The organism is Methylococcus sp. ANG, from assembly GCF_040730495.1.
Taxonomy (GTDB): Bacteria; Pseudomonadota; Gammaproteobacteria; order Methylococcales; family Methylococcaceae; genus Methylococcus.
The window spans coordinates 394,440-417,631 of the sequence record NZ_CP160399.1; the positions used below are offsets into that span (position 1 = coordinate 394,440).

The window sequence follows — 23,192 nt, forward strand, 5'->3', positions numbered from 1 at the left end:
CAGGACCTGACGGCCTTACCGGACGCCAGGCCCATGATGCACAAGGATGAGCGTTCCGGCTACTGGCACGCTTCGCAAGTGGGATCGTCGATCAGGCAGGCCTTGGGTTCGGCCGGCCGGACGTCGGCGTGGGCGGCTTCCATCTGGCGCAGGCCCGGAATGGCGTCGTCGATCGGGTCGGTCTTCACCGCATTGAGCTTGCCGTCGAAGGCCGTGCTCTTCTCGACGTGGGTCGCTCCCAGCGAACGCAGGTAGTACGTGGTCTTGAGGCCGCGCACCCAGGCCAGCTTGTAGAGCGTGTCGAGCTTCTTGCCGGAGGGCTCGGCCAGGTACAGGTTCAGTGACTGCGCCTGGTCCAGCCACTTCTGGCGGCGCGAACCGGCCTCGATCAGCCAGCGGGCATCGATCTCGAACGCGGTGGCATAGAGCTGCTTCAGGGGTTCCGGGATGCGCTCGATCTTCTGCACGCTGCCGTCGTAGTACTTGAGGTCGTTGATCATGACCGCGTCCCACAGCCCCAGCGCCTTGAGGTCCTGGACCAGATAGGGGTTGACCACGGTGAACTCGCCCGACAGGTTCGATTTGACGAACAGGTTCTGGTAGGTCGGCTCGATGGACTGCGAGACGCCGCAGATGTTCGAGATGGTCGCGGTGGGCGCGATCGCCATGGTGTTGCTGTTGCGCATGCCGACCGTGCGCACCCGTTCGCGCAGGGCATCCCAGTCCAGCGTCCAGCTCCGGTCCATCTGCAGGTAGCCGCCGCGGCCCTCTTCCAGCAGGGCGATGGAGTCGACCGGCAGGATGCCCCGGCTCCACAGCGAGCCGTCGAAGGTGCTGTAGCGGCCCCGTTCCTCGGCCAGGTCGCTCGAGGCCTGGATCGCGTAGTAGCTCACCGCTTCCATGCTCAGATCGGCGAAGGCCACGGCCTCCTGCGAGGCATAGGGCAGCCGCAGCTTATACAGCGCGTCCTGGAAGCCCATGATCCCTAAGCCCACCGGGCGGTGGCGCAGATTGGAGCGGCGCGCCTGCGGCACGCTGTAGTAGTTGATGTCGATGACGTTGTCCAGCATGCGCATGCCGGTGGCGATGGTCCGCCGCAGCTTCGCCGTGTCCAGCGCGCCTTCCGGCGTGATGTGCGCCGCCAGGTTGACCGAGCCCAGGTTGCATACGGCGATTTCGCTATCGTTGGTGTGCAGGGTGATTTCGGTGCAGAGGTTGGACGAATGCACCACGCCCGCGTGCTGATTGGTGTAGCGCAGGTTGCACGGGTCCTTGAAGGCCAGCCAGGGATGGCCGGTCTCGAACAGCATGGACAGCATCTTGCGCCACAACTGGCTGGCGGGCAGGCGCTTGTACAGCTTCAGCTCGCCGCGGTCGGCCTTGGCCTCGTATTCCTGGTAACGCTGCTCGAAGGCCTGGCCCGTCAGGTCGTGCAGGTCGGGGGTGTCGTTCGGCGAGAACAGCGTCCAGTCCTTGTCTTCCGCCACCCGCTTCATGAACAGGTCCGGCACCCAGTTGGCGGTGTTCATGTCGTGGGTGCGGCGGCGGTCGTCGCCGGTGTTCTTGCGCAGGTCTAGGAACTCCTCGATGTCGATGTGCCAGGTCTCCAGGTAGGCGCAAACCGCGCCCTTGCGCTTGCCGCCGTTGTGCGCGAGGCCGGCGGCGGTCATGTAGGACTCGTCGCCTTCCACCTTCAGGTCGATCACGAAGGGCTTCACTTCCAAACTTTTGATCGAACGGATTCGGCTGAACACGCAGCCCTGCCAGGTGATCCAATTACGTTTTGTCAAAGCCTTGCAGCCGACGAGTTCGGCGATCTCAGGCACGGCCGGTATGCGCAGGTCGTAGACTTTGGTCAGACCTTTGAACGAGATTTTCGAACCATCCTGGCGGCGCGCGATGTGATCGTTTTCCCGCTCACGGTACTGACCGGCGGTCGGGATGCCCAGACGCAGCAACTGGTAGCGCAAACTTTCGATCAGCGATTTGGACGTATTGGTGAAGTAGATTTCCTTGCCCCGGCTGACGCCGCCATCCGTTTCCAGCAGGCCATGAATCAATGCCAGCGTCTGCATGCGCGGCAGATGGCTGAAACGGCGGCTGACGCGTTTGCGGCCTTGAGCGTCGTACACGTCGTCATAAACAAAGGGCAGGGTGGGGGCGCCGGCACCGCTGATCCGGCCGGTGCTGCCGTCGCGTACCACGCCGCGGCCGGACGCCCAATGGATCTGGCCATAGGTTTCGCCGCGTCCGGTTTCCCAGAAATGGATGCCGCGTTCCGCCAGATAGGCGCGGACGAAGGCCATGTGTGCGTCCTTGTTGGGATTGCCGGAAACGCCCCACTGCATGCCGTCCTTGGAAAGGTGGCCGTCACCCAGCAGGATGCCGTAGAGACGGGCGTCTTCTTCGCCGAAGTTTTCCACCAGCACGGTTTCGGTGGGGATGACCTGGGCCATGTAGTCACCGCGCCGCAATTCATTGGCTTCAATCCATTCAGCCTTTACCTTGCCCTTTTCCAGCCAGTCCAGGGTGCGTTCACAGGATTGCTCCATCGGTACGCCGCGGATCGCGAAGAACGGATGGCCGGCGGTGACGGCCAGCGGTTCAACGCTGTGTTTGACGTGCACGGAGATCATGGGATCGGTCTGGTTGTAGACCATCTTGTCGGTGACTTCGCGATAGGTTCCGCTGATGCCCAAAACCAGATCGCCAACCTGAACCTCGCGGATGGCCTTGATGCCGTCGGCGGTATAAATGGAAGTTTCCGGCGCGAAGCATTGATTCACGGCTACCGCCGTGTCATTGGCCACCTTGAGGAAGGGCACCACGCCCTGGGATTTGCCGTTGGTACCCTTGATGTGGGCGCCCATGCCGCGTACCCGTGACCAGTCGTTGCCTAAGCCTCCGGCGAACTTGGAGAGCAGGGCGTTGTCCTTGATGGCGCTGTAGATGCCGTCCAGGTCGTCCGACACCGTGGTCAGGTAGCAGGAGGAAAGCTGCGGCCGCAGCGTGCCGGCATTGAACAGCGTCGGCGTCGAGGACATGAAGTCGAAAGAGGACAAGAGGTCGTAGAACTCGATCGCACGCTCTTCGCGGTCGACTTCCTGGATGGCCAGCCCCATGGCGACGCGCATGAAGAAGGCCTGCGGCAGCTCGAAGCGGATGTCGCCGCTGTGGATGAAATAGCGGTCGTACAGGGTCTGGAGACCTAAGTAATTGAACTGCAGGTCGCGTTCCGGCTTGAGCGCCTGCCCTAACCGCTGCAGGTCGAAGCGGGTCAGCTCCGGCGACAGCAGCTCCAGCTCGGCGCCGCGCTTCACGTAGTCCTTGAAATATTCGCCGTAGCGCTCGCGCATCTCGTCCTGGGTGGCCGAAACGGCGCCATGGCCGAGGAAGCTCAGGGCTTCCCGGCGCAGCGCGTCCAGCAGCAGGCGGGCCGCGACGTAGGAATAGTTGGATTCCTGCTCGATGCGGGTGCGGGCGGTCATCACCAGGGTGGGAGCCACGTCCTTCTCCGGCACACCGTCGAACAGGTTGCGGCGGGTTTCCTCGATGATCCATTGCGGCTCGACGTCGGCCAGGCCCCGGCAAGCTTCCTCCACGACGCGGTGGAGTCGGGCGGTATCCAGCGGTTTGCGGCTGCCGTCTTCGAGGGTGACGTAAACCACGTCCTCGCCGCCCGGCTGCGCTTTTTCCTCGCGGCTTTTCTCGGCGCGCAGGCGGGCACGTTCCTCCCGGTACAACACGTAGGCGCGGGCGACCTTCTGGTGGCCGGCCCGCATCAGCCCCAGCTCGACCTGGTCCTGGATGTCCTCGATGTGGATGGTGCCGCCGCCGGGCAGGCGCCGCAGCAGCGCCTTGACCACCAGGTCGGTCAGCTCTTCCACGCTTTCGTGGATGCGCCGGCTCGCCGCCGCGTTGCCGCCTTCCACGGCGAGAAAGGCCTTGGTGATGGCGACGCTGATCTTGGCGGCATCGAAACCCGTGACTTTGCCGTTGCGGCGGATGACCCGGACTTCGCCGGGGGACAGGCTGCGGAGTTCGGCCGGAGCGGCGTCTAGCGGGGCGTCGGAGAGGGGGCGTGCGGCGTTTTCGGTAAGCATGGATAGGACCTCCTGGGGTTGTGGTCGCGCGTACAAACACTATAGACGGTGCTTTTGAATCGAGTCAAGCACATCATGTTGTGTCAAAGCGGTGGATGAGATGTGGATAGCCTGTGGAAAAGCGGCCCCAGCCCGCGCCGGTTCGCATGTCCGCGCGGCCGGGTGATACAGTTGCGCTTTCATTTTCTTCCGCGATGGAGTCCCGATGAGCGCAAATTCCGAGCTGACGCCCCCCGAAACCCTCAGTCCGCCGCAGCCGGTCCAGCCGGTCGACGAGGCGCAGGCGGCCGGCATGGTCCGGCTGGAAGCCGAGACCCTGGCGAAGCTGGACGTGAAGGTCGAGGACTTCATCGCCGCCGTCATCGGCCATCCGCTGCATAGCGAGGAGTTCAAGTCCAGGCTGGCCGGGGCGCACACCCTGGGGAACGAGGAAATCCGGGCGGCGGCCGGCATTTCCAACCGGCTGCTGGAAAAGCCCATGCGGGCCATGAGCACAGGGGTCTTCGACAGCGGCTCGGATATTTCCCGCGCCTTGCTGGACCTCCGCGCCAAGGTGGAAGAGCTGGACCCCTCGCGCCAGGGCGATCTGCTGGAGCCGCGCAAGCTGCTGGGGATGATCCCGATGGGCAGCCGCATCCACGACTATTTCCGCCAGTACGAATCGGCCCAGGCGCACATCAACGGCATCATCCAGGCGCTCTATGCCGGCCAGGACGAGCTGCGCAAGGACAATGCCGCGATCGAGGAGGAGAAGATCCAGGCCTGGAAGATCATGGAAAAACTGGAGCAGTACGCCTACGTCGGCAAGAAGATCGACACCGCGCTGGAGCGGAAACTCGCCGAAATCGAGGCGCAGGACCCGCAGAAAGCCCGCGTGGTCCGCGAAGAGCTGCAGTTCTATGTGCGCCAGAAGGTGCAGGACATCCTCACCCAGCTCGCGGTGACCATCCAGGGCTACTTGGCCATGGACATGATTCGCAAGAACAACCTGGAGCTCATCAAGGGTGTGGAACGGGCGACCACGACCACCGTCTCCGCGCTGCGCACCGCGGTCATCGTCGCCCAGGCCCTGGCCAACCAGAAGCTGGTGCTGGATCAAGTAGGCGCCCTGCGCGCCACCACCGGCAGCCTGATCGAATCCACCTCGGCCATGCTCAAGCAGCAGGCCGGCAGGGTGCACGAGCAGGCCGGCGGCACCGCCGTCGACCTGAAGCAGCTCCAGGCCGCGTTCCAGAACATCTACGAGACCATGGACATGGTCGCCGGCTACAAGCTGCAGGCGCTGGACAACATGCGGCAGACGGTGGACGCGCTGACCCAGGCGGTCGCCCGGTCGAAGACCTATCTGGACCGCAGCCGGGAGGAGACGGTGGCGGAAGTGGCCGGCACCCTGCCCGCCGCGAAGGAAGACGAGATCGTTCTGTAGTCAGGTCCGGCGCGGCACCATCTCGATCTGGAGCGGACGGACGCTGTCGAGATGGACGTCGCGCTGCGGGAAGGCCAGCGTGACGCCTTCCTCGGCGAAGCGTTTTTCGATCATGAAGCGCAGGTCGCTGGCAATCTGGTAGGCGCTCATGGACGGGTGCATTTCCAGCCAGTAATAGAGTCCGAACACCAGCGAATTCTCCCCGAAGTCCTCGAACCACACGAACGGTGCCGGATCGTCGAGAATCAGTCCGTGGCGGCCGGCGCATTCGAGCAGGATGTCCGAAACCCGGTGCGAAGGCGAGCCGTAGGCGACGCCGACCTTGACCGAGCGCCGCAGCTTGGGGGTGGTGTAGGTCCAGTTGGTGACCTTGTTTTCGAGGAAAGTCGAATTCGGAAGCATCGTCTCCACCCCGTCGAAGCCGCGTACCGTGGACGAGCGGACGTCGACGTCGGTCACCGTGCCGACGATGCCGTCCACTTCCACGATGTCGCCGACCTTGATCTTGCGTTCGAACAGGATCAGGGCGCCGCTGATGAAGTTTTTCAGCAGGGTCTGGGTGCCGAAACCCACGCCGATGGCGAGGGCGCCGCCCAGGAAGGCGAAGGCGGTGAGCGGGATGCTCATGAAGTCGAGCACGATCAGGAGCAGCACCAGGATGACAGCAGCGCGCAGCCAGCGGCGGAACAGATTGGCCTGGGGCGCGTCCATGCCGCCGCGGGTGATCAGGACATGCTGGAACCGCCGGCTGAACACGCCGGACAGCCAGTAGCCGAGCAGGAACAGCAGCACCGCGCCGACACTCTTGCCGAAAGTGACGCCACGGCTGATGGCGACCGCTTTGCCTTCGATTTCGATGCTGTCGTCGACGGCGAACAGTTCGAATTGCCAAACCGATTTGGCGACACCGATTGCCGCGGCGATAAACTCGCCCAGCCGCTGTTCGAAGCCGAGCGCGCTGAGCTGAACCTTGTGTTCGTCCCGCCAGCGCCGTAGCGTGCGTTCGGTCCGGTCCACGAAGAGCCGCAATTTTTGGACGGCCTCCTGGCGGGCGCGGTAGGCTTCGGCCGCCGATTGTTCGTAGCCCCGGACCTGGTCGGTACCGCCTTGCAGCTTGTCCAGCCGCGCCGCCTGGCCGCGTTCTTCCGCGTACGCCAGATCCGATTCGGCGGCGAGATAGGCCAATACGGGCTGCAGCCGTTCGATGCTCTGGCCGATGAGGTCGAACGCCGGACGCCGGGCTTCGGGGGCGGGGCTGGTCACCAGGATGTAGCGCTGGTTCCAGAGGTCGGACAGATAGCGGCCGATCGCCCCCCTCGTGTTCACGGCATAGCTGCGGAACCGAAGGGTCTGCAGCCAGGCGTCGGCCGCTTTCAGACGTGCAGCGAGAGCGTCGGTCTCCGGCCCTGGCGTGGCCGCATCCGCACCGGCTTTGGCTTGCTGCAGTGCGCGCGCAGCCGCTTCGCGCTCTTTGCTCCAGCGCTCATGATCGGCCAGGATGCCTTGCTGCTCCCGCTCCAGGGGCTGCTGAGACTGCCGCAGGCGTTCCTGTACAGCCGCCAGATCCTGAGGGGTGAACGTGCTGTCGTCGCGGGCCTTGGCGATCTGCCTCCGGAGCAGCGTGGCTTCCGATTTCGAGGCGTCGAGCCGAGTCTTGGCGAGGGTGAGTTCCAGCCCGCTCCAGGCCAGACGGTTGTCCGTCACGCGTTGGCGCAGTTGGGCCAGCGCCTGGTTCGATTTCGCCTTGGCGGCGTCCTCCGGCGTCCTGGCCTGTTCGACGGCTTCGGCGGCCAGCCGCACGGCGGCTTTTTCCTGCCTGGCGTCCGCCTCGAACCGGACGGCGTCGCGCTGGAGCTGGACCTGGGCGGATTCGAACGCCGCGATCTTGGTCCGGGCGGCGTCGAGCGCATCCTGCAGATCGTCCAGCAGCAGCACCGAATAGGGCGGCGGCTGATCGAAGCCCGACCAGGCCGCTTCCCTGGCTTTGGCCTCGTCGCGCGCCCGGCTCGCCGCTTCCTGTTCCGACAGGGTCTCCAATTCGACTTGATAGATGTAGACCAGGAGGTCGGACTGGCGGCGGGCCAGCGCCTTGTCCTCGGGCGTGAATTCCGCTGCGTTGTCCTCACCCGCCAGTCTGTCGCGGAGCGCAATGGCGTCTTCCAGTTTCCGCTGGATTTCCGGACGCAGCTCCGCGGGGGGCGGCATCGCGGCGGGGGAGGGGGAGGCTTCCGCCTGGGCATTGCCGCCCGGTAACGCAGGCGTCTGGCCGGATGCGGCGGGCGCGGCCAAAGCGAGCAGCGCCAGCAGCGCCCCCGCGGCGCGGCGCAGGCTGTGTGTCGCCATCAGGAACTCCATTCGGTCTGCGAGCGGGCGAATTTCTCTTTCAGGAACCGGGCATGCACCGCGATAGCCTGGGCGTCGTCGCGGTACAGGCTGTTCAGCATCTGGCGCAGGGACTGGTCCAGCACGTCGAGCTGTTCGTGCAGCACCGCCTGGGCCGTCTTGCCGTGCAGCAGCGGTTCGGTGCGGGCCAGGTCGGCGGGCAGCGCGAGATAGTGCTCCACCGCGTCCGGCAGATATTCCAGGGCGATGCGGCGGACGTCGTAAAGCATGGGGTCCGCCTCATGGGCCGTGCGCAGTAGCCGGTCCAGCGCCGCGAGCAGCGACTCGCCGATGCTGGCGATCCGGGCTTCCGCCTCGGGGTCGAGGCGTCCGGCGAGGCGGCTTTGCAGGGTTTCCAGCCGCACCCGCACCGTCGCCGCGGGGTCTTCGTCGAATTGTTCGCGAAGCTGGTCCAGATTGCCGGCGGTGCGGGCGAAACGCTCGCTGAAGGTTTCGAGCGCGACCTGCCGAAGGCTCTGTTCCAGCGTGTCGAGTTCGGCGACGAGCTGCTGTTCGGGCGTTCTGCCGTCGTCGAGCCTGTGTCTGGCGGCGTAATGCTCGGGAAGTTCCAGATAATGGTTCAGCAGCGCGGGCAGCTCTTCCAGTGCCGCTTTGCGCACCGCCAGCAATGTCGGCGACTGCTGCGAGCGGGGAAGATCGAGCTGTGGAAGTAGTGACTGCACCAAAGCCTCGGTTTCCGAAAGCTTGGCTTGCAGCGCCGGCAGCCTCGCCCGCGCGCGGGCGCCGTCGAACCGCCGGGCCAGACGCCGCGCCTTTCTCCGCAGCCCCCAGGACAAACCCGCTCCCCGCGCCGGCAGCACCAGCCAGAGCACCAGGTAGAGCCAGAAGGTAAAGCTGAAGCTGAAGAAGATCGAGACCAGGAAGATCAGTCGGACCAGCGACACGTCCAGCGCGAAATAGCGTGCGATCCCCGCGCACACGCCGCCGATGCGGCGCCGGTCGAGATCGCGTTCGAGGCGGGAGGAACGGGGAAGGGGAGCGGGGGTCTGCATGGAGCGCATCGAAACCGTCGGGTGGCCGTAAACCGGGCAAGCATAGCGCAACTGAGCCCACGCCTGTTCCCTCCGGTCCGGCATTCATCGCCCGGAATCCAGGCCGCGCCTTGTTCAGAGGGCGGGCATTCCAAGCAGATGGGAAAAATCGTCCCGGAATCGCGCATCGGCTTCCCGCGCCGCCTGCACTTCACGGCAGGCGAGCAGCACCGCCCCGGCGTCCCCGCCTCCGAACCTGCGGCCGATTTCCTCGAGGCCATGGTCGGTAAGCTCCGGGCACAAAGCCATGGCAAGCTGGAGCGGGAGAGCATGCCGGTTGGACAGCAGATCGCCGGGAGCGATGCCGAAATGGTTCGCCACCGCTGCCTGGATGCGTTCGACGGTGATCGTCCGGTCCGGCAAGGCGATGATGTGGCGCAGTTCCCAGGCCGCGGTTTCGAGCGTGATCGGCTGCCGGGCGCATGCCGACACCCGAAACAGCGCTCTTTCCAGCTCCGCCAGATCCGTACGGATACGCCTGCCGAGGAACAACGCCACCTCCGGAGGCAGGTCGATCCCCCATGTCCGCGCCTTTTGCATGAGGACCGCGGCGCGGGTCTCCAGGTCCGGTGGTTCGATGGAGATGGACAGTCCCAGGTTCAATCGGGTCTTGAGATCGCCCGCCATCCCCGTCATGTCGTAGGGAGAACGGTCGCCCGCCAGCACGATCGACCGGCGGCTTTCGAGCAGGGCATCGAACAGCCGGACCAGTTCGGCCTGGGCGCGAACCTTCGCCGCCAAGCGCTGAACGTCGTCGAAGAGCAGGAGGTCGGTACTCCGGTAGCGGTCTCTGAAGCCGGCGATAGCCCCTTCCTGCAGGGCGGCGGCCATGTCCGCCTCGAAGCCTTCGCCGGTCTGATAGACGATACGGGCCTCGGGATTCAGGCGGAGCCTTTCGTTGCCGATGGCCTGGAGCAGATGCGTCTTGCCCAGGCCGGCCGCACCCCAGAGGGACAGGCGCCGGTCCCAGGTTCCGGGCGACCCGCAGCGCAGCCGTTCCGGCCTTGCTGTTCGATCGGGCCTCGATGAAATTGGAAAACCGGAAAGACGGGTTCGGAGTCTCGGGACGCATCGCGGTTACCGCTCCGAAGTCTTCTTGCACAGCGTCAGGTTCTCCCCGCCGGCCGCCAGCCAGGCCATGATCGCGGGAGAGAGTTTGTGCGCCTGTTCCCGCAGGCTGGCGGTGGCGCCGCCGTCGCCGCGGTCCTCGGCATTCTTCTGCAATCCCTCCAGCACCTGATCCAGTGTTTTCTGGGCCAACTGCGCTTTCAGGGTCTGCTCCGCCAGCGCCTTGTTGAGTTCGACCACGCGCTGATCGGCGTCCAGCACCCGGCGGTCGGCCTCCTCCACCTGCCGCTTGAGCTGCTCGTATTTGTCGATCACCTCGGCGGGGGCTTGAAGCCGGACTGCCGTTGCAGCGGCGGTGCTGGTGTCCGGAGCCAGGGAAGGGAGCCTGACGCGAATGCCCATGAGGTCGGACAGCAGCACGGCGGCGGTGGCAAGAACCACACCGGTGAGGAGGCCGGAGGAGAATTTCAGCGCCGAAGGCGGGCGGCGGGGTGCGGGAGACGAGTTCGGCTCCAGCGGGAAGGGTAGGTATTGGGCTGGATTTGGCCGGGCGTGGCGGCGATCGATTTCACGGATCGATTTGGGCAGGAAATAGCCGGTTTCGCGGTCCATGGCGGTGCTCCCGGGAGATAAGGAGCCCTCAGCCTAGCCGCACCGGACGTCGGTTCAGGTCGCGTACGAATTTCCGCGCCGGATGCGACCTGAAACGGCGCGGCTTTTCCGTAGACTATGCCCCGAGGGCACGTCACATCGGGCTCATGGTTTTCCTGAAGCTCGGGTGGAACGATGCCGGAGTCGAAGATGGCATCGAGCTTGCGCGCATGGGCACGCGCCTCGGCTTCGGAATCGAGAGTTGCGTAGTGGGGGCCGCGGACGCATATTCTTGACGGATGACGACTTCCCACGCTCCGGACGAGCGCTTCCGTATGACGGCCATTCCAGCTCCAACGGTGACGGACAAATCGTCCGTTAGTGGAGTGGTTTCGGCCACTCGGGGCGGGTTTTTGGCCGATTTCTACCGGCTTTGGACGTGCTCTGGCAAGACCGGCATAAGCGCGGTTTGCCTTACGCTGTTGATCTGGAAGGAGAAAGATGGAGGCTGAGGTCGGAATCGAACCGGCATAGACGGATTTGCAATCCGCAGCATAACCACTCTGCCACTCAGCCTTTGAAGTTAACGTTCATGGCACCAACCGCCCTGGACTATGAAAGCGACTGCTCGTCATGATCGTTCCCCTCACCTCTCCCAAAGGGAGAGGGGGGATAAGGTACTGCGACTTTCACGTTAAAGCAAAAAGCCGCGGTTAGGAACGCGGCTTTTCCGAAAGCGATGGAGCGGGAAACGAGACTCGAACTCGCGACCCCAACCTTGGCAAGGTTGTGCTCTACCAACTGAGCTATTCCCGCATTCGATTCGCAGCATTTTACTGATCCTGATTGGGATGTCAACAAGCTTTATTCAAGAGCTACGGCGACCGCTTACTCTGCTACCATCTGATCCGTTTTCAAGACAATCTTTCCACCAACCCTAATGAATGACGACGACCGTCGTGATGCCGTTCGGATTTCGCTGGCCCATGGTAACGGGGGCCGCTTGATGCGGGAAATCATCGAAGAAATTTTCGCTTTCCACCTCGGCCGGGAAGATCTGGATACCGCCGCCGATGCGGCAAGGCTTCCGCTGGAAGCCGGTGACGCCGAGTGGATGATCACGACGGACGGCTTCACCGTAGAGCCTCTGGAGTTCCCGGGAGGCGATGTGGGGAGTCTCGCGGTGCACGGCACCATCAATGACCTTGCCGTTTCCGGGGCGGTGCCGCGCTTTCTCAGCCTCAACGTTTTCATCGAGGAGGGGCTGGACGTCGAGATTCTCGAGCGGATCGTTGCATCCATGGCGCGTGCCTGCGCGGATTGCGGTGTGCGGGTGTTGGCCGGGGATACCAAGGTAGTCCGGCGGGGGCAGGGCGGTGGGCTCTATCTGGCGACCACCGGCATAGGGCAAAGGCTGTCGGGTCTCGATCTGGGCTTGCACCGCGTTCGCCCGGGTGACCGGGTCATAGTGAGCGGTCCGGTGGGAGACCACGGCGCCGCGGTATTGCTGGCTCGGGAGCAGTTCGGGTTGTCCGGCAATCTCCGGTCCGATGCGGGAAGCGTCCTGCCGATTGCCGAAATTCTGCTCGGCTTCCCGGCTCTGCGTTTCATGCGGGATCCCACCCGTGGAGGCGTGGCAACCGTCTCGCACGAGATCGCCCGGGCTGCCGGTGCGACCGTTCGCCTGCTCGAGTGTGATTTGCCGGTTCGGCCGGAAGTTCGCAGCGTATGCGAAATTCTGGGCTACGACCCTTATTACTTGGCCTGTGAAGGACGGGTCGTGGCGGTCGTGGACGCTGCTGCCGCGGCTGAGGCGGTGGCGGCGCTCCACCGAGGGGGATTCACGGAGGCGGGCATCGCGGGCGTGATCGAAGCAGGGGTTCCGCGAGTCGTTCTTCAGACATCCCTGGGTGGCGAAAGAATCCTCCCTGAACTCGAAGACGATCCACTCCCCCGCATTTGCTGAATCGGCGGACGATAATCGTTCGCAGCGGACGCGTCGATTGTGTCTTTTCGCGTTTTGTCGATAATGCCTCAACGCCGTCCAGTTCCGGTGCCGGCAAGATGAGCCGCGGCTCGGCCGGGCCGGCCGCCCTTTTTTTTCGCGGGCGGATCTCCGCTTCGGCATCTGCGGGAAAAGCATTCGAGAAGAACAATCATGAGCGCCGAACAAGTCTCAAAATATGGATTGATCCTGAAGCGCATCCTTGGCAATGTGAGGGATTTCGCCGGCTCGGAAGTGGGCTGGAAGGCCAAGATCCTGTTTGCTTCGCTCCTTCTGTTGATGCTGGCGATCAACGGTCTGAACGTGCTGAACAGCTATGTGGGCCGGGATTTCATGACCGCGATCGAAAATCGCTACATGGGTGGGTTCGTCTGGTATGCGGCGATCTATCTCGGCGTGTTCGCTGCGACCACCGTCGCGGCGGTGATCTACCGGTTTTGCGAAGAACGGCTGGGTCTGCTCTGGCGGGAATGGCTGACTCGAAGGTTGGTGAATGCTTATCTGGACGAGCGCATTTATTTCCGTCTCGACGAGAGCCAGGAGGTTGCCAATCCCGATCAACGCATCGCGGAGGACGTGAAGGCGTTCACCGTCACCACCCTTTCTTTTACCTTGATGCTTCTCAACAGTTCGTTCACCGTGCTGGCTTTTTCCGGCGTGATGTGGAGCATCAGTCCGCTGCTGTTCGGGGTCGCGGTCGTCTATGCCGTGGCCGGTTCCTACTTCACGGTTCGGTTGGGGCGGCCCCTCGTCCAGCTCAATTATGATCAGCTCGACCGCGAGGCGGATTTTCGGGCGGGTCTCATCCATGTCCGCGAAAACGCCGAATCCATCGCGCTGCTGCATCGCGAACGGCGAATTCAGTCCCGTCTGCTGCGTCAGCTCGAGGCGCTCACCGCCAATTTCCGCAGGCTGATCGCGGTCAATCGCAATCTCGGATTTTTCACGACCTGGTACAACTATTTGATCCCGGTCATACCGGCACTGGTGGTAGCACCCTTGTTCATCGATGGTAAAGTCGAATTCGGTGTGATCACCCAGTCGGCGATGGCGTTCACCTATCTGCTCGGCGCGTTTTCGCTGATCGTGACGCAGTTTCAGTCCATCTCGGCATACACCGCGGTGATAGCCCGGCTCCGCGGTCTGGTCCAGGCCGTGGAGAAGGTGCGCTCGGGAACCGCGGCACCGATCGAAGTCTGCGAGATGTGCGACCGGATCGCCTACGAGAAACTGACCCTGTACTCGCCGCGGGACGGTCGGCTTCTGATCGACCAGCTTTCCGTGGAGATTCCGGCGGGTGGCCGTCTTCTGATCCGAGGTGAGAACCAGACCGCGAAGGTGGCTTTGTTCAGAGCGACGGCGGATCTTTGGAATGTGGGAACCGGAAAGATCATCCGTCCCGGCCTCGAGGATACGCTGTTTCTGCCGGAACGGCCGTACTTGCCCCCTGGAACTCTGCGCGAGTCGTTGCTGCGCACGGGCGGTGAAGATCAGATTCCGGACGACCGGATCATGGCGACATTGCGGTCTTTGGACATCGATTCCATCCTCGTCCGGGTCGGCGGTTTGGATACGGAGGCCGATTGGGACGACGTCCTGTCCCTGGGAGAGCAGCAGCTTCTGGCTTTCACGCATCTCCTGCTCCTGGGGCCGCGCTTCGTGTTTCTGGACCGGCCGGGAACCGCCCTCGATGCCGAGCAGTTGGACCGGGTGCTGCAAATGCTGCATGACAATTCGATCGCCTACATCACTCTCGGCAACAGCCACGACAATCTGTCGTTCTACGATGCCGTGCTGGATCTGGAACCCGAGGGCCGCTGGTCCTGGAAAGAAATTCGGGATGGTGCGGTCGTCGAACCGGCCGGCTGACACCGTTTAGCGGCAATTCCGACCCTTGGCGGGTGCAGCACCCTTGCGGTGCCGTCCAGACCCAGTCCTTCGCGGGCAGATGGAGACTGCGTTTTCCCATACCCCGTTAGCTCTTCTTAGGGTTTCGACATGCGACTCCGATTGACGGTGCGCGCGCGCCTCTTGGTCGCCTGCGTTCTTCCAATGGCTCTGGCCATGGCCTTGATGCTGGGGTTCGTCATTTGGAATTATTACCGGGACCTGGTCCGGGAGTCGGAGCTGAGACTTCGGGCCGAGGTCAACGAGGCGGGGTTGAGGATCGAACTGGCCAATATCACCGCCTTGACCGTCCCGAGGACCATGGCGCTGGCGCAAGAAGCGGGGCTGTTCGGCAATCGGCTGGTATCCTTGGAGTTCGCGCGCAAGATACTCGAGGCCTTTCCCGAGTTTACCGGCGCTTATTTCGGCTATGAACCCGATGGAGACGGCCACGACCGTTCCGTTTCCGAGGCCGGCGGGATTCCGTCGGACGCGGTGAGCCGGGAAGGACGGTTTCTGCCTTACTGGTTTCGCGACCGTGAGGACCCCATGCGGATAAGGCTGTCGCCGTTGGCGAACACGGAGTCGAGTTACTATTACCGCGGGGTCAAGAATCGCCACGAAGGGAAGGCCGAGGAGGAGGGCATCAGTCTGGCCGGAGGGATCAGCCGGCTTTACCGGCATTCCGGGCGTGGGGCGCAAGGCCAGCGATTCGCGATGGTGACCGAACCTTATGACTATGAAGGGAAATACATGGTGGAGCATGCCGTCCCTTTGATGCGGGAAGGGCGGTTCCTGGGCATCGCGGGAGTGGACAAGGCACTCAATGACATCGACGAAACACTTCGGGGGATGCATCGCCATGAAGCGGGCGGGTTTTTCCTCTTGAGCCAGCGGGGGCGCATCATCGCGTCGACGGTCGACCCGTCCGCCCGGGCCCGTCCCATAGAAGATACCCCCTGGTTGCCGGTATTGGAGCCGGCGTATCTCGATACCGGTAGAGGTACCTTCCAACTGGTCCCCGATCCCCGCAACGGCGCCGAAACCTATTTTGTATCGACCCGTCTGGCGACTGGCGAGTGGACGCTGGTTCTGGCTGCCAGCCGCGCGGAAATCCTGGCTGGCCTGATCGGTACCGTCAAGGGGGCACTGGGAGTGTCGGCCGCTATCCTGGCAGCCGTCCTGGGGGTGGCGTTCCTGGCCTTGCGGGCGGTGAGCCGCCGTATCGAGGATGCCGCGCAGGTCGCGGCGCAGGTCGCGGCCGGCGATCTGAGTTCAAGGCTGGATGCTGCGGGCACGGATGAAATCGGTGATCTGGTGCGGGCCATGGAGGCCATGCGGCAGGCTTTGGCCGATTTGATCGGGCGGGTGAAGCGGTCCAGCCAGCAGCTGGTTGCCGTTGGCGATGAAATCACCGTGGCGGCCCGGCATGAAGAAAGCCTGGCCCATGACTTCGGCGCGCTGACACAGCAGATCGCCGCTTCGGTTCGCGAGATTTCGACAACCGGCGATGAGATGGTCCGCAGCATCGCCGATGTCGCGCGGGCAACCGCCGAAACGGCGGAAGTCGCCTCGGCCGGGAAAGAGTGCCTGGCGGAAACGGAGGCGGCGATGCATCGCATGAGCGAGGGAATGTCGTCGGTGGTGGAGCGCTTCGCCGCCATCGGCGAGCAGGCGCAGAACATCAACCGGATCATGAATGCCATGACGGATATCGCCGTCCAGACCAATCTGCTTTCGTTGAATGCATCGATCGAAGCCGAGAAAGCAGGGAAGCAAGGGGCGGGGTTCGCCGTCGTCGCCAGCGAGATCAGGCGGCTGGCCGACCAGAGTGCCGTCGCGGCGCTGGATGTGGAGGCGATGGTGCGCGACATGCAACGGGCGGTCGCAGGGGGAGTCCAGGTCCTGGAGTCTTTCCAGGAGGAGATGAGCACGGCCGGTCTGTCGAATGTGCGGCGGCTGGCCGACCATTTCACCGCCGTTTTGGAGCGGATCGACCATCTGGTGCCGGGTTTCGGCCGGGTTTATGAAGGAATGCGAGCGCAGGCGGAGGGCGCGCAGCAGATCAATGGTGCGATGGTCGCGTTGAAGGATGAAGCCCAAGGGGCGGCGGCATCGTCCGAGCACTTGAGCTCGATGGTGGTCAAGCTCCACACCGCAGTGCAGGAGCTGCAGGCTGAAATCGGCAAGTTCAGGCTGTAAATCGCTTTCGCGGCGGTACGGCCTTTCCCTGTGTTTTCGCGTTATTTCCAGGGGCAATAATGAGTAACGAGACAAAGGGTGCATCACTTGGCGTGAAGCGGGTAGCGGTGGTGCGCTCGGTCCGATGCTTCCCCCGATGGTCGGTCATCATCGCGCTGGCGGTTTGCACCACCCTCCTCGGCGGGTTGCAGTTCTATCTGTCCCATGTGCAGCATTTGCGGTCGCACGCCGGCGACACACTGGCAGCGGTGGTTCAGGCGAAATTCCAGCATATTGTGCAATGGCGCGCCGAAAGGCTGGCGGATGCGGAGCAAGTGGCCGGGAATGCTTCGTTCCTCGCGGCGGCCGGCGCCTGGCTGGCCGCGGACAAGCAGAATACGGCTTCGACCCGGCTGGTGCTGTCCCAAATGCAATCGTCCCGGGAGGCGGGCGGCTACCGGGATGTTCTGCTGCTCGATGCGGCCGGCAGAATCCGTTTGTCGCTGAAGGCCCAGGGTGAGCACGGTAGGGAGGGCAAATACGAGCGCATTCCAATGCCGGCGGAAGGGGAGGGCGCACGCCCGGTCCTCGGCGACTGGTACCTTTCGCGGGACGAAAGCGACTTTCTGGCCGATGCGCTTATCCCGGTATCGCATGAAATGAATGGAGAGCGTCGGCTCGTGGGCGCCATCGTGATGGTAGCCGATGCCGGGCATTTCCTGCGCGCCTTGCTCGAATCGCTGTCGCAGTTCAACACGGAGATTTCTCTGATCGGTCAGAAAGGAAACCGCGTGGTATCCCTGGACCGGAATTTTCTCGCGCGTGACGGGGAGCCTTCGGCGCAGGCGACACCGGTTTCCGAAGCGGCGTTCAGAATCGTCCGGGGCGAGCGTGGACTGCTCACGCAGGAACGTGACGCCGGAGCGGCCCTGCTGTCGCTGGGGGCGCCGATTCCAGGATCAGCCTGGTACGTGATGGCGGAAATGCGCTCCACGCCGCTTCCGCAGGAAGCCCAGCCGTTCGTTCTCGGCGCGTCGTTGCTGGGATTGCTGGGCACCCTCGCGGCCGCGGCGGCATTGCTCGGGCGATGGTCCGACCGGCATCACGCGCAAGCCGCGCTTCGGGCGGAAAGGGAACGGGCCGACCTGTTGAGGCGCTTCGAATACTTCGTCAGATACGCCAATGACGCCATTCTCCTCGCCGACCGGGATCACCACATCGTCGATGCCAACGATCGCGCGCTGGAGCTTTATGGGTACTCCAGGGAGGAACTGGCCGGGATGGCCCTGGCCGAGGTCGTGGCCGGGGATGCGGAAGGTGTCCAGCAGATGCGTCTGGAGGAAGCGGTCGCCCGGGGGGGAGGCGTCTGGGAGTCGGTGCATACCCGCAAGGACGGGGTGCCGGTTCCGGTGGAGCTGAGCGTCCGCTCGATCAGCGTGGAGGGGGCCGATTTCGTCCAGGCGATCGTGCGGGACGTGAGCGAGCGCAAGCGTATCGAACTGGCGCTGGCTCGGCAGAAGGATCTGTACAGCCTGCTGGCGCAGACCAACCAGGTCATCGTCCGCCATACCAGCGAGCAGGAGCTGTTCGACTCGATCTGCCGGATCGCCGTCACGAATGGCGGCTTCCGCTTCGCCTGGATCGGGATGATCGATAGTGAAACCGGTACCCTGGCCCCCGTTGCCCGGTACGGAGACGATGCTGGTTATGTGGGAAGCCTGAACCTGTCCGGGGGAGACACCGGGCAGCACCGCGGTCCCGCGCGGATGGCCGTGACCGCCGGCCACCACGTGATCAGTGACGATTTTCTCGCCGATCCCGCCACCCGGCCGTGGCATGAGGCAGGCCGTGCCGCGGGCGTACGGGCTTCCGGCGCTTTTCCCGTTTGGCGGCTCGGAAAGGTGGTAGGTGCGATCAACCTCTACGCGGGCGAACCGGGTTTCTTTTCGGAAGACATCGTTGCCGTGCTCGACACCATGGCCATGGACGTCTCTTTCGCGCTGGAGATCCTCGCCCGCGACGCGGAACGGGAAAGGAGCGAGATGCGGCTCAGGGAAAGCGAGGAGCGGTTCCGGCTGGCGGCCAATTCGGCACCGGTGCTGATCTGGATGGGGGACACCGCGCGCGCCTGCACTTTTTTCAACGATATGTGGCTGAATTTCACCGGGCGTTCGCTCGAGTACGTACTGGGTGACGGATGGCTGGAGGGCATACACCCCGTGGACCGTTCCCGCTGGACCGGCGCCTATTCCGCTGCGTTCGACGCACGGAAGCCGTTCGAGATCGAATACCGCCTGCGCCGTCGCGACGGGGAGTACCGCACGATGCTGGGCAAGGCGACGCCGCGGTTCGATGCGGGCGGCGAATTCGTCGGCTATGTCGGGTCATGCATCGACATTTCCGACCGGAAAAAAGGAGATGAACGTCTGCTTTTGGCAGGCAAGGTGTTCGAAGCGGTACGCGAGTCGATCATGGTGACCGATGCGAACCGCGTCATCGTGGCGGTCAATCCCGCCTTCAGCGACATGACCGGCTACAGCCCGGAGGAAGCGGTGGGCAGGACGCCGGCATTCCTGCACTCCGGCCGGCATGGCAAAGAGTACTACGCGGCGATGTGGCGGGCGGTCGAACAGGAAGGATCCTGGCAGGGCGAATTCTGGAACCGGCGCAAGAATGGCGAGCTGTTTGCGGTTCTGGAGACGATCGTGGCGGTTCGCGACGAGACCGGGGCGACGGTCAACTACATCGGCGTCGCCGCGGACATTTCCAGCCTCAAGGAGGCGGAAGAGCACATTCACCACCTGGCCTATTATGATCCTCTCTCCGCCCTGCCCAACCGGCGCTATCTGATGGAGCGGGCGGAATATGCGCTGGCCTGGGCGGAACGCCGCAAGGAAGAGCTTGCGGTGGTATTCCTGGATGTCGACCACTTCAAGGATGTCAACGATTCCCTCGGGCATCAGGTGGGCGACGAACTGCTGGTCCGGGTGGCGGCGCAGATCAAGGAATTCACTCGTGACACGGACACGATCGCGCGCCTCGGCGGGGACGAGTTCGCGCTGCTTCTGCCGGACCTGGGCCGTGACGGGGTGTCGCAAGTCGCCGACAAGATACTGGTTGCCCTGCGCAAGCCCTTCGAGCATTCGGGCCAGGCGTTTGCGGTGACGGGCTCCATCGGCATCAGCCTTTACCCCCATGACGGAACCGATTTCGAAACCTTGCTCCGCAACGCGGACACGGCGATGTACCACGCGAAACAGCAGGGCCGCAACCAGTTCCGTTTCTACGATCCCGGAATGAACGTGGACATGCTGGCGCGGCTGACGGTTTTGTCCGAACTCAGGGAGGCAATCCCTGCCGGCGAGCTCCGGACCTTCTTCCAGCCCGAGATCGATCTGGCCGACGGGAAGCTGGTCGGGGCCGAAGCCCTGGTGCGCTGGCAGCATCCCGCGCGGGGCCTGTTGTCGCCCGACCAGTTCATTCCCATCGCCGAAAGCAATGATCTGATCGTCGCCGTCAGCGACTGGGTGCTCGAAGACACCTGCCGCCATCTCGCCCAATGGAAGAAAGCCGATCTGGCGCCGATCACCGTCGGAGTCAACCTGGCCGCCCGCCATTTCCGCGATCCGCGGCTGGTGCGGCGCGTCGAGTCGTTGCTGTGCCGTTACGGCGTCCCGGGCTCGTCCCTGCAGCTCGAACTGACCGAATCCACCTTGCTGGATGCCGACGCCCAGACCATGATCGTGCTGCAGGAACTGATCGCGTTGGGATGCAGCCTCTCGATCGACGATTTCGGCACCGGCTATTCCAGCCTGTCCTATCTCAAGAACCTGCCGATAGCCACGTTGAAAATCGACCGCAGCTTCGTCCGCGACATCGCCTTCGACGCCGATGACAGGACGATTTCCGGCACGGTGGTGGCATTGGGCCACAGCCTGGGGCTAAAGGTCATCGCGGAAGGGGTCGAAAGCGAAGAACAGCGGCGCATCCTGCTGGAGCAGGGCTGCGACTTCGGCCAGGGTTATCTGTTCTCGCGTCCGCTCAGTTCCAAGGAGTTCACCAAATGGCGTATGGAGCATGCGATGCGCCTGGAGACGGATCTGCGCTATCGGGACTGATGCCGTCCGTCCGCGTTGGAGGCGGAAGCCCGACGGCTGGCCTGCTTCCGCGCCGCTCGCCGCGGGCGAATCGGCGGACTGGGGTAGCCGGGGCCGTTCAGAACAGTTTCTTGATCCACGAATCTCCACCGGTTTCCCCGCCTTCGGCACAGGGCGCCCAGGCCGCCGGTTCCGAGCCTTTGACGAACGGCAATTCCCGTGCGTCGGCGCAGCCAGCGTCGGCGCGCAGCCCAGTATGTTCATCGACCCTGAGTATTTCTATGTTATCCGGCGGGACGAGATCGAGGGGTTCCTTCGCTATTTTCTGCATCGTGGCGCCCCATATCTGCAGCGCCCCGCGGGCGCCGGTCAGGCCCGCCGGACGGTTGTCGTCGCGCCCCACCCAGACCACCCCGGTGTAGTCGCCGCTGAAACCCGCGAACCAGCTGTCGCGCATGTCGTTGGTCGTTCCCGTCTTGCCGGCGACGTGGAAATCCTCCGGCAGGTAGGTGTGGACGGAACGCCCGGTGCCCCCGCTCATGACCTCCTGCAGGATGGTATTCAGCAGGTAGACCGCGCCCGGGTCCACGGCCTGGCGAAGCTCCAGCCCGAACCGCTGCAGGGTCTGGCCGTCCTGTGACAGTACGGCCTGGATTCCCCGCAGGGGCGTGACGAAACCGTCGCTCGCGAGTGTCTGGTACAGGGTGGCGACCTCGATCGGCGTCAAGTCGGCCGCGCCCAACAGCAGCGAGGGATAGGTTTCAACCTCACGGTTCACGCCCAGCTTCCGGAGCGTCTCGGCGGTGCGTTCGACGCCAATGCCAAGGCCCAGCCGCACCGTCGCCAGGTTGTAGGAGTTGGCCAGCGCGGTGTGCAGCGGCACCTGCCCATGCTCCCTGCCGTCGTAATTCTTGGGTGTCCACGGTTTGCCTCCGCCTTCCACTTTGATGGCTTCGTCCAGCAGAGGGGTGGCGATGGTGTAGCCGCCGGGCTGCTCCAGGGCGGTGAGATAGACCACCGGTTTGTAAAGGGAACCGATCTGGCGGACGGAGTCGAGCGCGCGGTTGAAGCCCGAAGACTCGGCATCGCGGCCGCCCGCGAAGGCCGCGATCTCGCCGTTGGAGCGTCGGGTGAAGACGGCCGCGGTTTCCAGCCGTTCTTCCGGCCGGGTCGAATGGTCCAGCCGCGCCAAGGATTTGGCGATCGCCGATTCGAGATGCTCCTGGGCGAAGACATCGAGTGTCGTGAAAATGCGCAGCCCTTCGGAGGTCAGGTCCTCGGGACGGTATTGCTCCTGGAGCTGGCGCCTGACCAGATCGAGAAAGGCGGGATAGCGGCTGATGGCTTGGTGCGGGTTCTTGATCACGTCCAGCGGCCGCTGTTTGGCGGCGTCGGCCTCGGCCGCCGTGACGAATCCCTGCTCCACCATGGCATCCAGCACCCGGTCGCGCCGTTCCCGGCTGCGCTCGGGGTGTTTGAGGGGGTCGTAATAGGTCGGTCCCCGCACCAGGGCGACCAGCAGCGCCGCATGATGCAGCTCCAGTTCGTTGAGGGCACGGCTGAAATAGTACTGGCTCGCCAGGCCGAAGCCGTGGATGGCGCGGGTGCCGTCCTGGCCCAGGTAGATTTCGTTGAGATAGGCTCCGAGAATCGCGTCCTTGCTGTAGCGGGCTTCCAGTATCAGCGCCATGAAGGCTTCGCTGATCTTGCGCTCCAGCGTGCGTTCGGAGCTGAGAAAGAAATTCTTGACCAGTTGCTGAGTCAGCGTGCTGCCGCCCTGGACGAAGCCGCCCGCCTTGACGTTCTGCCAGGTCGCCCGCAGGATGCCCTTGGCCGAAAGGCCGAAATGTTCGTAGAAATCACGGTCTTCGACCGCGAGCAGCGCGTCGATCAGCGACTTGGGCACCTCCTCGAGCTTGACCAGTATCCGGTCTTCCTTCAGCGCCGGGTAGAAGCTGCCGATCTGCACCGGGTCCAGCCGCACCAGGGCCGGGGCGTCGGTCGGGTCCAGGCCCTCCAGCGCTTGCACCGCGCCGCCGTTAAACGCGACTCGAACCGTGCTGGAGGGTTCGGATTTGTCGGGAAACAGGAACTCCCGGGTTCTGAGCCATATCTCGCTGCCCTTGCGCGTGTAGCTGCCTTGAGACGTCAGTTCGGGATCGTTGCGGTACTTGAGCTGATCCAGCATCCACACCAGTTGCTCGGCCGAGATCGGAGCCTCGGCATAGAGTTCCACCGGCGTGGCGTACACCTTGGCGGGCAGAGCCCAGCGCCGGCCTTCGAATTTTTCGCGGATCACGGAGTCCTGATAGGCGAGATAGACGATCAATGCGATCGCCAGGCCCAGTGCAAGTATGTAAAGGATCTTGCGGGTCATGCGCTTTGGGGGAGAGGAGTCGG

11 protein-coding genes and 2 tRNA genes are annotated in these 23,192 nt (G+C 63.9%); 5 read left to right on the forward strand and 8 right to left on the reverse strand.

What is annotated here, in order from left to right; translation table 11 throughout:
* Positions 1 to 59: 59 nt before the first annotated feature.
* Positions 60 to 4,103, reverse strand: a complete 4,044-nt coding sequence (locus tag ABZN20_RS01865; protein ID WP_367026606.1) for a ribonucleoside-diphosphate reductase subunit alpha — start codon at positions 4,101 to 4,103, stop codon at positions 60 to 62.
* A 205-nt stretch (positions 4,104 to 4,308) separates the two neighbouring features.
* Between ABZN20_RS01865 and ABZN20_RS01870 the strand changes: the two genes are divergently transcribed.
* Positions 4,309 to 5,529 carry a toxic anion resistance protein gene (locus ABZN20_RS01870; protein ID WP_218806453.1) on the forward strand — a complete coding sequence of 407 codons (1,221 nt, stop codon included), beginning with the start codon at positions 4,309 to 4,311 and terminating at the stop codon, positions 5,527 to 5,529.
* On the opposite strand, the gene ABZN20_RS01875 is transcribed toward ABZN20_RS01870, so the two are convergent.
* The 6 genes from ABZN20_RS01875 to ABZN20_RS01900 all read right to left on the reverse strand — a co-directional run bounded on the left by ABZN20_RS01875 (position 5,530) and on the right by ABZN20_RS01900 (position 11,438).
* On the reverse strand, positions 5,530 to 7,872 hold the full coding sequence (locus ABZN20_RS01875) for a mechanosensitive ion channel domain-containing protein (protein WP_367026607.1): 2,343 nt from the start codon (positions 7,870 to 7,872) through the stop codon (positions 5,530 to 5,532).
* Positions 7,872 to 8,924 carry a PspC domain-containing protein gene (locus ABZN20_RS01880; protein ID WP_367026608.1) on the reverse strand — a complete coding sequence of 351 codons (1,053 nt, stop codon included), beginning with the start codon at positions 8,922 to 8,924 and terminating at the stop codon, positions 7,872 to 7,874. Before ABZN20_RS01880 ends, ABZN20_RS01875 begins: the two co-directional genes overlap by 1 nt.
* A 114-nt stretch (positions 8,925 to 9,038) precedes the next feature.
* A complete protein-coding gene (locus tag ABZN20_RS01885; protein WP_367027522.1) occupies positions 9,039 to 9,995 on the reverse strand; it encodes a chromosomal replication initiator protein DnaA in 957 nt (318 codons plus the stop codon).
* Positions 9,996 to 10,040: 45 nt separating this feature from the next.
* Positions 10,041 to 10,643, reverse strand: coding sequence for a hypothetical protein (locus tag ABZN20_RS01890; RefSeq protein ID WP_367026609.1), 603 nt, complete (start codon positions 10,641 to 10,643; stop codon positions 10,041 to 10,043).
* 481 nt (positions 10,644 to 11,124) lie between these two features.
* Positions 11,125 to 11,198: transfer RNA gene (locus ABZN20_RS01895), tRNA-Cys, on the reverse strand.
* Positions 11,199 to 11,362: 164 nt separating this feature from the next.
* Positions 11,363 to 11,438: transfer RNA gene (locus ABZN20_RS01900), tRNA-Gly, on the reverse strand.
* A 124-nt stretch (positions 11,439 to 11,562) separates the two neighbouring features.
* Between ABZN20_RS01900 and hypE the strand changes: the two genes are divergently transcribed.
* The 4 genes from hypE (at position 11,563) to ABZN20_RS01920 (ending at position 20,813) form a co-directional block, all read left to right on the forward strand.
* Positions 11,563 to 12,588, forward strand: a complete 1,026-nt coding sequence (gene hypE, locus ABZN20_RS01905) for a hydrogenase expression/formation protein HypE (protein ID WP_218806458.1) — start codon at positions 11,563 to 11,565, stop codon at positions 12,586 to 12,588.
* 192 nt (positions 12,589 to 12,780) lie between these two features.
* Positions 12,781 to 14,496: an ABC transporter ATP-binding protein/permease gene (locus ABZN20_RS01910; protein ID WP_367026611.1), complete on the forward strand. Its 1,716-nt coding sequence runs from the start codon at positions 12,781 to 12,783 to the stop codon at positions 14,494 to 14,496.
* A 129-nt stretch (positions 14,497 to 14,625) separates the two neighbouring features.
* Positions 14,626 to 16,716: a methyl-accepting chemotaxis protein gene (locus ABZN20_RS01915; RefSeq protein WP_367026612.1), complete on the forward strand. Its 2,091-nt coding sequence runs from the start codon at positions 14,626 to 14,628 to the stop codon at positions 16,714 to 16,716.
* A gap of 59 nt (positions 16,717 to 16,775) precedes the next feature.
* On the forward strand, positions 16,776 to 20,813 hold the full coding sequence (locus ABZN20_RS01920; RefSeq protein ID WP_367026613.1) for a bifunctional diguanylate cyclase/phosphodiesterase: 4,038 nt from the start codon (positions 16,776 to 16,778) through the stop codon (positions 20,811 to 20,813).
* 97 nt (positions 20,814 to 20,910) lie between these two features.
* On the opposite strand, the gene mrcB is transcribed toward ABZN20_RS01920, so the two are convergent.
* Positions 20,911 to 23,169, reverse strand: coding sequence for a penicillin-binding protein 1B (gene mrcB, locus ABZN20_RS01925; protein WP_367026614.1), 2,259 nt, complete (start codon positions 23,167 to 23,169; stop codon positions 20,911 to 20,913).
* Positions 23,170 to 23,192 lie beyond the last annotated feature (23 nt).

Coding starts and splice junctions, on each gene's coding strand:
- ABZN20_RS01865 (WP_367026606.1), bottom strand. CDS start 4,103: ATGCTTACCGAAAACGCCGCACGCCCCCTCTCCGACGCCCCGCTAGAC.
- ABZN20_RS01870 (WP_218806453.1), top strand. CDS start 4,309: ATGAGCGCAAATTCCGAGCTGACGCCCCCCGAAACCCTCAGTCCGCCG.
- ABZN20_RS01875 (WP_367026607.1), bottom strand. CDS start 7,872: ATGGCGACACACAGCCTGCGCCGCGCCGCGGGGGCGCTGCTGGCGCTG.
- ABZN20_RS01880 (WP_367026608.1), bottom strand. CDS start 8,924: ATGCAGACCCCCGCTCCCCTTCCCCGTTCCTCCCGCCTCGAACGCGAT.
- ABZN20_RS01890 (WP_367026609.1), bottom strand. CDS start 10,643: ATGGACCGCGAAACCGGCTATTTCCTGCCCAAATCGATCCGTGAAATC.
- hypE (WP_218806458.1), top strand. CDS start 11,563: ATGAATGACGACGACCGTCGTGATGCCGTTCGGATTTCGCTGGCCCAT.
- ABZN20_RS01910 (WP_367026611.1), top strand. CDS start 12,781: ATGAGCGCCGAACAAGTCTCAAAATATGGATTGATCCTGAAGCGCATC.
- ABZN20_RS01915 (WP_367026612.1), top strand. CDS start 14,626: ATGCGACTCCGATTGACGGTGCGCGCGCGCCTCTTGGTCGCCTGCGTT.
- ABZN20_RS01920 (WP_367026613.1), top strand. CDS start 16,776: ATGAGTAACGAGACAAAGGGTGCATCACTTGGCGTGAAGCGGGTAGCG.
- mrcB (WP_367026614.1), bottom strand. CDS start 23,169: ATGACCCGCAAGATCCTTTACATACTTGCACTGGGCCTGGCGATCGCA.